The organism is Paenibacillus sp. FSL L8-0663 (assembly GCF_038008125.1).
GTDB classification, from domain to species: domain Bacteria; phylum Bacillota; class Bacilli; order Paenibacillales; family Paenibacillaceae; genus Paenibacillus; species Paenibacillus polymyxa_D.
Genome location: NZ_JBBOYM010000001.1, coordinates 2,334,453 through 2,345,829 on the forward strand (window position 1 = coordinate 2,334,453; position 11,377 = coordinate 2,345,829).

The 11,377-nt window shown below is 46.8% G+C and carries 11 protein-coding genes; 8 read left to right on the plus strand and 3 right to left on the minus strand.

The window, feature by feature from the left end; all coding sequences use genetic code 11:
* Positions 1-6 precede the first annotated feature (6 nt).
* From MKY75_RS10740 to MKY75_RS10775, 8 genes are all read left to right on the plus strand, one after another.
* The gene (locus MKY75_RS10740; RefSeq protein ID WP_029519150.1) at positions 7-1,272 is read left to right on the plus strand and encodes a TRAFAC clade GTPase domain-containing protein; all 1,266 of its coding nucleotides are present in this window, start codon (positions 7-9) and stop codon (positions 1,270-1,272) included.
* A complete protein-coding gene (locus tag MKY75_RS10745; RefSeq protein WP_340885223.1) occupies positions 1,269-4,286 on the plus strand; it encodes a GAP1-N2 domain-containing protein in 3,018 nt (1,005 codons plus the stop codon). The genes MKY75_RS10740 and MKY75_RS10745 overlap by 4 nt, the downstream gene beginning before the upstream one ends.
* 230 nt (positions 4,287-4,516) lie before the next feature.
* Complete coding sequence (locus MKY75_RS10750) at positions 4,517-4,984, plus strand: MarR family winged helix-turn-helix transcriptional regulator (protein ID WP_340885226.1); 468 nt, start codon at positions 4,517-4,519, stop codon at positions 4,982-4,984.
* A 93-nt stretch (positions 4,985-5,077) separates the two neighbouring features.
* Complete coding sequence (locus tag MKY75_RS10755; protein WP_069010194.1) at positions 5,078-6,460, plus strand: MFS transporter; 1,383 nt, start codon at positions 5,078-5,080, stop codon at positions 6,458-6,460.
* 80 nt (positions 6,461-6,540) lie between these two features.
* A complete protein-coding gene (locus MKY75_RS10760; RefSeq protein WP_029519154.1) occupies positions 6,541-7,110 on the plus strand; it encodes a hypothetical protein in 570 nt (189 codons plus the stop codon).
* 68 nt (positions 7,111-7,178) lie between these two features.
* Positions 7,179-7,328 (plus strand): 50S ribosomal protein L33, encoded by a 150-nt coding sequence (gene rpmG / locus MKY75_RS10765; protein WP_013310116.1) that lies wholly within the window; start codon positions 7,179-7,181, stop codon positions 7,326-7,328.
* 204 nt (positions 7,329-7,532) lie between these two features.
* On the plus strand, positions 7,533-7,820 hold the full coding sequence (locus MKY75_RS10770) for a hypothetical protein (protein ID WP_340885230.1): 288 nt from the start codon (positions 7,533-7,535) through the stop codon (positions 7,818-7,820).
* A 17-nt stretch (positions 7,821-7,837) separates the two neighbouring features.
* On the plus strand, positions 7,838-8,083 hold the full coding sequence (locus MKY75_RS10775; protein WP_013310118.1) for a type B 50S ribosomal protein L31: 246 nt from the start codon (positions 7,838-7,840) through the stop codon (positions 8,081-8,083).
* Positions 8,084-8,196: 113 nt separating this feature from the next.
* On the opposite strand, the gene MKY75_RS10780 is transcribed toward MKY75_RS10775, so the two are convergent.
* Genes MKY75_RS10780 through MKY75_RS10790 form a run of 3 tightly spaced genes read right to left on the minus strand, consistent with a single transcriptional unit; the run spans position 8,197 to position 11,312 of the window.
* Positions 8,197-9,306: a CobW family GTP-binding protein gene (locus tag MKY75_RS10780; protein WP_340885232.1), complete on the minus strand. Its 1,110-nt coding sequence runs from the start codon at positions 9,304-9,306 to the stop codon at positions 8,197-8,199.
* Between the two features lie 18 nt (positions 9,307-9,324).
* A complete protein-coding gene (locus tag MKY75_RS10785) occupies positions 9,325-10,302 on the minus strand; it encodes a TIGR03943 family putative permease subunit (RefSeq protein WP_340885234.1) in 978 nt (325 codons plus the stop codon).
* Between the two features lie 8 nt (positions 10,303-10,310).
* Positions 10,311-11,312 carry a permease gene (locus tag MKY75_RS10790; protein ID WP_340885235.1) on the minus strand — a complete coding sequence of 334 codons (1,002 nt, stop codon included), beginning with the start codon at positions 11,310-11,312 and terminating at the stop codon, positions 10,311-10,313.
* Between the last annotated feature and the right edge of the window lie 65 nt (positions 11,313-11,377).

The window sequence follows — 11,377 nt, forward strand, 5'->3', positions numbered from 1 at the left end:
CAACCGATGAGTTTTCTTAGCAATTTATTCAGAAGAAAGCCACAGGCAGCGCCAAGGCCGTTATTTTATGATATTGTGTGCCCTTATTGCTTTAGTAAATTCTCCCCGGAGGAAGTAGTATTCCGTGCTTCTCATCACCGTGAAGATGACGAGGACTACGCTTTGGGTGAAGATGAGCTGTTGAACAAATATCGGGAGCGTTTTGGCTTGGACAGTGTGCATGATATGGAGGCGATTTTACATCCCCTTGATGTTCCTGAGGAACATCGATTGTATTCTGATCATGTACTGACAGGACTGACCGACCGTTATGGCGAGCTGACGCGTCACCGACTGTGCCCGCACTGCCATAACGAGTTGCCCGTGACTGCGGGTAAGGTGCCTAGCAATATCATTTCGATTATTGGAGCTTCGCAGGCAGGGAAATCTGTTTATATGACCTCCCTGATTCACACGCTGCAACATGTTACGGCCGATCATTTTGACGCGGCTTGCATGCCACTCAATGCAGAGATCAGCCGAAAGTTCCGCACTATGTATGAGGAACCCTTATTTGAAAGAGGCGATCTGCTTACATCGACACAAAAAGAAAAGATGCAGGAGCCTTTTATCTTCCAGTTCGTATTTAAGGATGAGGAAAAGCCGCCACTGACGCTAGTGTTTTTTGATGTCGCCGGTGAGGGAATGGTAGATCAGGACTATCTGGGACTGCATGGACAGCATATTAAGAATTCTGCAGGTATTCTCTTTATGGTCGATCCACTACAAATCCGCTCTATTCGGGAGCGCATTAAGATTAACCTTGGCGATAAGCCGGGTGAGTGGGTCTCACAATATGATGAACCGCGTGACGTTGTACTTACGATGTTCGGTGATTTTATCGCCTATCAGGAAAAAGGGAAAACGGACATTCCGACCGCTGTCGTCCTGACCAAAAGTGATATGCTTACTGCGTTGGCAGATGAAGAAGGCACATACATCAAGACGAACAGCAATATTTTTAATCCGATGGAGCATCGCAAATATATGGATTTGGATGAGTTTGCGAACATTGATGGCGAAGTTCGGCGCTTCATCGAAAAGGTGGATAAACCGTTCAAGGGCACGATGGATGTATATTTTACGGATACGGCCTATTTCGCGGTTTCCGCGCTGGGTAGCAATCCGGTGGAGCAAAAGCTGCAAGGGTTGGTTAGTCCGATCCGTGTGGATGAGCCATTTATTTGGCTGCTTTATAAGTTGAAGTACATTGAGGGGAGAGAATCACAGTGAGTTATGCTACCTCTCATTTGATACAACAGCAGATGTACACACGGGAACGGCGTGGTATTTTCCGTTCTACGGAAGGCTTCGATACAGTGGCTAATTCCAAAGGATTGGATGCTTCTTTTATTAAAAAGGTGCTGCATCCCTTATGTGTATATGATGCGCCTGCTGCTTTGACGGCGCGCGGCGAGAAACAGGAAAGTGTCTATCCGGAAGCCATACATCTGGTACGGACGGAGTCCGGGGATGTAGTACTTGGCCGCAGTATTTATAAGGCTGCGGATTTTACTGGGCTACGAAGCGCCCTTTTCACGCACAACTATGTGATTCCAGCCGGACATGGTGAATCTCCGTCTGATTATAAGCAGTGGCTGAACACCTCCTTTGTTGATACTTATGATATTGAGCAGGGAACGGATTTGCCGGAATTGGAGCGTCTACCAGGTGGAAGTGTATTTCCGGCTGTTGACCCGTCTACAGTGCTGGCTCAATTGCAGCTGAGCGAAGAAGTGTTCAAACAGCTTTTATACGCAGTCATGATGTCCGCAGCGGGTCGCAAAAAGGTATACGTAGCGCTGAATGTTCCTGTAGAAGCGGTCGGATCTTCAGCCAAGCAACTGCTGGGTGTGTTATATGCAGCACTGCCTTATGCATTTCGCAACAGACTCGGATTTCTTACATATGCACAGGAACCAAACAGCAGAAAAGGCATTCACTTGATGTTTGTTGAGCCTTTTAGTTTGCGTCCCGGTGATCGGAATGTAGAAAAGGACTTTGTATTTGACCTGTCTAATCATAGTCGAATACTTAATGTGGATGCAGAGCAGGTGAGACAGCCGTATTTTGACTGGATCGTCCGTACGTTGTTGAATGGTGAGACGCCGGACGATTTCTTCAAATTTGCCGAGCAAATGCTGACAGGTATGGAGGCCGGGCGTGATTTGACGCCATCCAGCTATCATGAGCTAATTACGTTGTACAGAATTGAGCAGGGAGAGCGGGCATTATACAACGAACAACGAATCACTGTGTTACGAAGCCTGACTGATTATTTATCGCCACCCGATGCGCTGCCACGTAAAATGAGGCTGAATGATCTGTTTCTGTCGTTCTTTGATCATGAATTTGATCGGGTGAAGGATGGATATATTCCGGATGTAGGCCTGGTAGATAGTTTCAAGGACTATTATAAAGTTCATGCACGCAGCAGCGAAAATCGGTTGGTGGAATATTTAATCCGTTCGCTAAACAATGCTTATACTGCCAGAAATACGGAAGCAGTCACGTATATTTATCATACAATTGAAGAGAATCCATCATTAGGCAAGGCATATTTTACGAAAGTGTTGGGTAATCCGGCACTGACAAAAATGCTGTTCATTCCCTACATGGACAGTCAGATGAAAAGAACACCGGATGCCAAGGGGCTGCTGGCTGTTGTGCACGAATGGGGCAGTAGGTATATCGAAGTGTCGGCGAATGCCGATTTTCAGCTTTTGGCAGAATCTGCACTGATGGGCCGACTGCGTGCGGAAAGAAAACCAGTAGAGGCTGTGGCTGCCATTCACCAACGCTTGCGTCAATGGGACAGCAACTCTGCCGTAGGCAAACTGTCCCCGCTGGAGCAATCTGGATTGACAGAACGCTTGCAGGAAGCGTCGGATCGGTATTTACTTACCGAAGTAGAGCTAAAGGAAATATCACCCGATCAGGTCGTACAGATTCCTTTTTTCACACGGCCTGATTTGGTGCAGTGGGTTGGAAAGCTGCCTGCTCCTCTTAAGGGACAAGCTGTGCGATTAGTTGCGGCTTATGATTGGTTTAACACGGAGGACCCGGAACCGTCGGTGCTGGACGGTCTGGAGCCCGGCGAAGTAGAAAAGGTACAGGATTGGGCTTACAGCTGGCTGCCCCAGCAGCTTGCGGAAGGCCATTTTGCCCGTCTGTTGCCTGCCTTTTATCGTTCTGACGGGCCGGGAGAGGGAATATTGGATTTCGCTCGCCTGGTCAGTTCGATTCGCAAATGGGCAAAGGATAACGATACGATGTACCGCTTTATCCGATGGTCGGAGGAACACCCTGAGTTTGCTACTCCACGCGGCGGTTTTGAACCATCCTACAGACGTGCGCTACTTCTATTCTTCCAAAAGGAAGGACGAGAGGGACTGCATAAAAAAACGCTGTGGCGTCAATATTTTGAACCTGCGAAGCCTGCCTTTAAAAATTTCTATTTGGCAGCAAAGCGTGAGACGGACACGCCTCTGGTCAAAACGCTTCGTCGTTTCCGTAAAGGTGGGGTGATTTCCGGGATCGTGCTGATTGTCATTGCAGGTACGCTAGGCGGCCTGAAAGCAACCGGGGTGATCGGATCTGCTGACACACCTGCGCCTGTTGCCACTCCGAAGCCTGTACAACAACAGCCTGTAGAGCCTACAGTGCCCGTAAAAAAGGAGCCTACGGCGATAGTGACACATGTGCCTAATACCAAGTCCACTACGAAAATGGTCAAGCTGTTGTTTGCGTTTCAGACATCGACAGAGCAGGCAGAATTTAAGCCGAAGAAGCTCGTCATTGTCGGTGCGGATCAGCAGGAGCACTTATACGAAAATTTTACACTTGCTGAACAGAACGACAAGGAAGCAGCCAGTAAGGCGAACAATGATCCATCCGGTGATGTAAACACTGGGAGCGCCACTACAAAAAGCACGACAGCAGATGGACAATCCACGGACAATGGTTCCACAGCTCGTGGGGGTACATCCAGTGGAAAAAGTGATGATCAATCTGGAGCAGTGACTGGCAACACGGACGGAGGCTTGACTTCGGAGATTACTACTGAGGGTAGTGGCAATGGAGCAAATACAGACACAGACACTGACACACCATCGGAGTATGATCTGAAGAAGTATCCTTATCGTACGCTATTGACCCTTTGGCAGCGGTTGGAACTGAATGATGCTAGCACGGTTACCGTTGATGGAGAAGAATATCCGCTAGTTCAAGTGAAAACTGCGGACTAAGTAACTATAAAACAGAAATGAATGATGAATGAAGTAAAAGACGGGTTTCCTTCAAAGGACTCGTCTTTTATTGTGCCTATATTTCCATAAAGGATGAATTTGTAATTCAAAATTAACCCTATCTAATAAAGCATCATGTTACGAAAGTATTGACACTAAGTAGACAGCTGATTAAAATTAGTTGGAATTCAAACTATTAAAATTAGATAGATATGGAGGTTCGTAGTGAGATGGGAAGCGAGGTGTATCCCGTTTGTCTTCCTTGGGAGGAAGAGAGCACGATGTATTTAATTAAATGGATTTTCACTACCGTCCGGCGCGAAATTGAAATAGCACTGCGCCCTTTGGGGCTCACCTCCCCACAATCGCAGACGCTCTATATACTGGCGATGTCGCCTGGAGTCACCAATACGGATTTGGAAAAGCTATTGCTTATTGATAAATCAAGCGTTACTAGCCTGGTTAACGGGATCGTTAAGAAAAACTGGGCAGTACGCAAAAGTCACCCGGAAGATGCACGCATGAAGCAAATCTATTTAACGGAGGAAGGCTTGAAGATTCACAAGGTAGCTGAACGTACTATTGAGGCAATTAAAAGCTCGGTAGGTCAAACATTATCTGTCGGAGAATCGGAGACGCTGCGCGGCCTGCTTAAAAAAATTCTCCGCGACTACCGCCTTGCGGACGCCCGTGCATGAGCGGATATATAGAGATTTTACCCGGATAGGGGTATTCAAAAGCTGTGAAATACCATCATAGATAAGAGGTTTACAGGAGAGGGAGACAACCAAATGATAAATGAACAAACTTATCCGAATGCGGACAAGCTTATGCGTGTGCTAGCTTTCACACTTGTTTTTTCAGTGATGAACGCTTTTATGTTTAATGTCGTTATGCCTGTGATTCGAGAGGAGTTTCATATTAGTGCTTCCGATGTAAGTTGGTTGCTGACTGGCTATATGATCGTGTATGCGGTTGGCTCGGTGACCTACGGCAAATTGGCAGATAAATATCGTCTTAAGGATTTGCTGACGTTTGGGATTATCTTTTTTGCACTGGGTTCGCTTATTGGACTGTTGGCCAATCAATTTTGGATGCTCATTGTAGCTCGTTTGCTTCAGGCTGCAGGGGCTGCTGTTATTCCGGCCACTGCTATGATCGTCCCAGTCCGTTATTTCTCGGCTGAAAAAAGAGGACGTGCTTTGGGCGTCACAGCAATCGGCTTGGCGTTAGGTACTGCACTGGCTCCGATTATTTCCGGTTTGATCACAGGCTTTGCAAGCTGGCGTTTTTTGTTCGTCATTTCCATGCTGCCACTGATCGCATTGCCGTTCTTTCGTAAATATTTGGACGATCAGCGTGGAGAGGATCAGAAGTTCGATTTTCTTGGTGGATTATTGCTGGGTGGAACAGTAGCCTTCTTATTACTTTCGATTTCGCAAACCAATATGATGTTTTTTCTGGTCGGTATGGTGCTGTTTGCACTGTTTATATGGCGCATTAACACTGCACATGACCCATTCATCCAGCCGAAGCTGTTCCGTAACAAACAATATTCATACGGGCTCCTTATCGCTTTTTTAGGGACGGGGATTAGCTTTGGATTGCCGTACTTGGCACCGCAGTTTCTGAACAGTCTCAATCAGCTTACGCCCGCAATAATTGGACTGGTTATGTTTCCGGCTGCTATTGCTTCGGCTCTATTGGGTAAAAGAGGGGGGCGTTTGGCGGATAGCAAAGGAAATTCGTTTCTCGTCTATACAGCTGTATCGCTTTTGTTTATTTGTTTTATCAGCTTGTCTACGTTTGTGGGTGCGTCTCCGTATCTGATTTTGTTTTTGCTTATTTTCGGAAACGTAGGTCAGACCTTCATGCAAATTGCCATGTCCAACACGATTTCTCGTACCTTGTCGAAAGACCAGATTGGTGTTGGAATGGGGCTGCTATCTCTGCTGAATTTCATTGCCGGAGCGATTACGACAAGTATCTTGGGCAAAACGCTAGATAGTTCGTCGTCCTTTCATCTGAATCCTGTCGTATCTAATGTGCAGGTGTTCAACTTTAGCAATATTTTTACGGTGCTTGCACTGATTGCGCTTGTGACGATGGGACTTTATGCGTTGCAATTCCGAAGGGGTCCACGCGGTAATACGCCTGCTGTTGAACAAGGATAAACATTTGATGTAACCTCATGCCAAAACAAGGGTATAATATAGAAGGAAAAGTTCATCTATGGAAGGACGGAGTGTCCGGCATGACAAGAAACCTTCAATATGTACCCTATGGTTATGAGCCTCCGATCGAGACGCATAAAGGGACCATGGTCTACTATGATACGTTCGAGCAGATTACAGCCAGAGAGCTGGAGCTTTTTGCTGAAACGGGGGCTGCATTATCTTTTACAAAGCTGGTGCTGTATCCGCTGCATGAAGAAACCGTCAGAAGAATGTGGAAGCAGCCGGTACGTTCGTATTACAAGCGGGTGGACGAGCTGGGAGAGTGGCAGCGGGAGCAGGCTTTGAGTGCTGTTGTCATTGAGAGCTGGGAAGGTAAGCGTAAAAAGTATACGCCGATTGAAGCAGCTATTCGTTTTTTGGCGGAAAAGTATACGACCCCACTTTTTTTGTACATGAGTCCTGAAATGGCAAATTTGTGCGCTTCCTATGCATCGTTTGGAGAATGGATTAGAAATGTCAGATTGGTGCTTTCGAGCGAACCACTACAACTTCATCCGAAGCTTGCACAGTACCGTAATCGCTGGAACACGGTAGAAGAAGCGATAAACCGTGACTCTAAGGTTGACAAAGCGGAGCATGAATTATAGAATAAAACTAATCGTAAAAATTACTATTGTAATTGTATACCATGTATTCCAATTAAGGAGGAAGAGAAATGCGCGTAATTGTTACCTTGGCATGCACCGAATCCGGTGACCGCAACTATACAACAACTAAGAACAAAAGAAATCATCCGGACCGTCTTGAAATGAAAAAATACTCTCCGCGTCTTAAAAAGTACACGATCCATCGTGAAACTAGATAATTTGAGGCCTGCTGTATAGCAACCTGAATTATCCTGCTTCCTGAGCGAAGCCTGTTAAGTTTGCAAAAGCCTGCGTTATGGAACCGGCGAAAACTTGAATTAGTCCAGTGGACAGAGCGTCTAAAGTTAAAGCTTGCATCTAAGAGAACGGCTTTTTTTTACGGCTGAATGATAGATGCTGAGCTACATGGCACGCTTTGCCTTTTGAATCGAAAGCACGTGGCTACCGACTTCTCCTGTGCTGGTGTCAGCATTTGGGACGAGCCGGAGGACCATTCACTATATGCTTATATAACGATGAAGGCTGACGAAAGATCCGGAGCGTTCGTGCAATGGGCGATGCGATATATGCGGCATCGTTTGCTTGTCGTTTACGAGCTTGAGCGCAACCGTTATGATCTGTCGTCTTTTTTTCTGGGACATAACCGTTCCTTTTGCCAACTGATGGAGTATTGCGCCAGTACGTTTGAGTTTGAAACTAAAACTACATGAAAGATTAGGTGAAACTAATGAAAAAAGATATTCATCCAACATTGAACAAAGTTATCTTTTTGGACCCTAGCTGTGGATTTACTTTCCTGAGTGCTTCCACTAAATATTCGCAAGAAACGATGGAATGGGAAGATGGTAACACATACCCAGTTATCCGTGTAGATACTAGCTCCGCTTCCCACCCGTTCTTCACTGGTAAACAAAGAAACGTGGATATCGGTGGCCGTGTGGATCGCTTTAACAAAAAATATAACCTTAAGTAAGAACATTCGTGCGTTATGTTCATGGATTATGTCAATAATTCGTGGACATCGCTTTTTAAAAAACCTCCTGCAGATGCAGGAGGTTTTTTTTGCCCTTAATCTAGACCTGTCATTTATAGCGAAATGAAGCACTGTTCCCATTGGTGGGTAATGGATGCTTTGTCGAGTTGCTCCCCAATGAGCGTGACATATCCCTGACTCACGGGAAGTGCAGTCGGCTGCCACTCCAAGTGATTTCCTGCAAATTGCAAAAGCATTGTACCTTCCTGAGGAAGCACGCAATAACCTTTCGCTCGAAGCAGTGACGAACCTAACCCGGTCAGAAAGTTTTCTAATCGTTGTTTTTCGAGTGGCTGAGGAGAATATTGATGCAACGTTAAGCTTTCCAGACGGGAAAACGAGTGGGTCTGGTTGGGATCGTGGCTGTGGCTATGACTTTGTGCAGAAATAACTTTGAACGGCGTACTTCTAGAGGTAATACTGGGTTGTCCAATGATTTTGGTGGGGGGTGCGACGGACAATGCGCCTGCATCAGTGGGCTGGATCTGTGCAGGTGCTGGTTGAGGTGTCTGTACAGGTTTCTCGGCAACGGATGTGGAGGCTAGAACAGGCTCTAGCAGTGGTTCAAGGTCAACCCGGCTATATTCAGTAGTTTGCAGCTTGGCCGTATCGTTGAGCTTGCGGATGCTTTTGACGACCTTCGTCACTTCACGGCTGCTTGCTGCATCCGTCTTGTTCACCACAATGAAGTCTGCGGTGCGCAGTTGTCCGTGCAGGGTGCGAACCAGTTCTTTATCAGCCGTAAAACGACTATTGTATTCATGGAACAGCTCAGCATCCACAACACTGATGCTGTGAACCAGATAAAGCTGATCTGCCAGTAGAGGGGAGCGAAGCTCCTCCAGTACTTGTTCGGGGTTGGCTACCCCGGTGGTCTCCATGAAGATCAGATCTGGCTCCTGGCTGAGCAGGGTATGCAAAGCCCCTGCCAGTTCATTTCTTTTGCTGCAACAAATGCAGCCTTCTAGCAATCCTTCTACTGTTACGTCAGGCATTTCCTCTGAAATTATAGCGCTGTCTACATTATATTCACCCATTTCGTTCATTAAAACAACAGCACGAAGGGGAATTTGGCGGGTATGGGCTAACAGGCGCAAAAGCAGTGTTGTTTTGCCGCTTCCAAGAAAACCACTGATTAAAATAACAGGAACTTTGTTCATCATTTTTCCTCCTTGGCGGGGTTAGTGTGTTGTGTTCAAGCGATCAAAGGTAGCTACCGAGTCTGCTTGGGTATAGACATAAGGGGATTCTGGCTGCTCGACAGCGGTTATTTTTTCGGATCGAATTTCAAGTACGGGAGCGTTTCCCTTTTGTACGGTATGCAGTGTTCCTTCAATGGTCACCCAGGTATCCTTGTCAAAGGACGGGGCTTTCTGGGATTGGACGATGATCCCGAAGGGCATGGCATCGGCAGTACAGCACATGACGAGGAATCTTCCTACTGCAAAAAGCCCTTTACCCGGCAGATTGTCGTCTTTATACACAAAGCCAGTCACCTGTACTTTTTTTCCTTCAAAAGCTTGTTTATATAATTCAATGGCTCCAATAGTTTCGGAAAAAATCTCTGGCTTGATCTGTATGATAGGTTGCTGATACAGGCGTTTCGCCAGTTCGGCGAATTCCACATTGTACTTATCAGGCGGAACGAACAGCTTATCCAGCGTTTCCTGACTCCATTTCCCCTCTGGAGGGGGCGAAGTGGGGACAGAAGATGCAGTTGATAAAAGGGAGGAGGTGGATGCTTTCGTGGTCTGTGTATCTGTTTTCCGTCGGATGTCCGGGTTGGGATACGTGAAGGACATGCCTTTTTTGGCGGCCATATCACTACCAAGTGCCTGATTGGGCAGCAAAGAACCGAATAGGAGCGGAATGAGCAGCATTCCATATACGAGTGTTTTTTTGAACCAGCTTTGCGGCAACGGGTGCTCACAATCACATACATCCTCACCGTCCCGCCCCCCAACGATTCCGTGCCATGCCATCGCCAATGCGATGAACAAGAGGGGTACAGGACAGAGTAGGAGTAGCTTTTGCATATGGGGAGCTAGGTAGTAATGAAGTGCATTCGTGCGGCTTAATGAGATGATGTATACAGCCAATCCGATCATGAGCAAGGAGCGAATGCCATATTGCCAGCGGATGCTAAAGGTTGAATTCACGTTTGTATTCACCTCCCCAATAACCATTCAGCAGCTATAGAACCCACTAGAACAAGTGAAACAATGAGCAAGGCCAGGATGGCGACAAATTTGGTGCGGAAGGTGCTTAGTAGCATGAGCGTGCCTTTGAAATCTAGCATCGGACCAAGTACAAGAAAGGCCGCCAGTGGACCCAGTGTAAAGGTATGTGAAAAAGCAGTGGCTACAAAGGCATCAGAGGTGGAACACAGCGACAGTATGTAGGCAAAACCCATCATAAAGGCGTACGATTCGACCGTTCCTTCACTTAACGAAAGCATCTCATTACGTGGGATGAAGGTTTGGATGCAGGCTGTCAATAATGCGCCGATAATGAGATATTTACTCATGTCCAAAAACTCGTCCCCAGCATGTACAAAAAATCCCCGCCATGTGCGATTATGCCGATGAGTCTGATTGTTCTGCTTTTGCTGGTTAAAAGAGAGTAACGACCGTTTGAGCGGATGTACTCGCACAAAGGCATACACGATCAGTCCGATGATCGCGGAAACGGTAAAAGCCAAACCCGTTCGAACGGCAGTGACCTCGGGATGGGAAGGGAAAGCCATCATCGTCGCAGCCAGTACCACGGGATTGATAATGGGCCCGCTTAAAATAAAAGTGATACCCATATAGGCAGGCATTCCCTTGAGCATTAATTGGCGAACGACAGGGATCATGCCGCATTCACAGATGGGAAACAGTATACCTAGTAAGGAGGCCAGCAGGACACCCGGTACAGGATGTGCAGGCGCTATTTTGCGAATCCATGTCTCCGGTACAAGCCACTGCAAAAGGGATGAGACGAGCACACCGATAAGGAGAAACGGAACAGCTTCCAGAAAAATACCCATAAATACCGTTTTTAATGGCTGCAGCTGCCCCACATCTAACAAACGAAGCCACTGGGGAGATAGCGTGACAAGCACAGGGATGAGAAAGGCAAACGGAATCATAAAAGGCAGCATCTTCAACAGCGTACTGTTTTTCATTCCACGTCTCCTTGGGAATAAGGGTTCTTATCTACAGCCTATGCCTGTAAGGGGACAATCATGCC

Coding starts and splice junctions, on each gene's coding strand:
- MKY75_RS10760 (WP_029519154.1), top strand. CDS start 6,541: ATGACAAGAAACCTTCAATATGTACCCTATGGTTATGAGCCTCCGATC.
- MKY75_RS10780 (WP_340885232.1), bottom strand. CDS start 9,306: ATGATGAACAAAGTTCCTGTTATTTTAATCAGTGGTTTTCTTGGAAGC.
- MKY75_RS10790 (WP_340885235.1), bottom strand. CDS start 11,312: ATGAAAAACAGTACGCTGTTGAAGATGCTGCCTTTTATGATTCCGTTT.
- MKY75_RS10750 (WP_340885226.1), top strand. CDS start 4,517: ATGGGAAGCGAGGTGTATCCCGTTTGTCTTCCTTGGGAGGAAGAGAGC.
- MKY75_RS10755 (WP_069010194.1), top strand. CDS start 5,078: ATGATAAATGAACAAACTTATCCGAATGCGGACAAGCTTATGCGTGTG.
- MKY75_RS10775 (WP_013310118.1), top strand. CDS start 7,838: ATGAAAAAAGATATTCATCCAACATTGAACAAAGTTATCTTTTTGGAC.
- rpmG (WP_013310116.1), top strand. CDS start 7,179: ATGCGCGTAATTGTTACCTTGGCATGCACCGAATCCGGTGACCGCAAC.
- MKY75_RS10740 (WP_029519150.1), top strand. CDS start 7: ATGAGTTTTCTTAGCAATTTATTCAGAAGAAAGCCACAGGCAGCGCCA.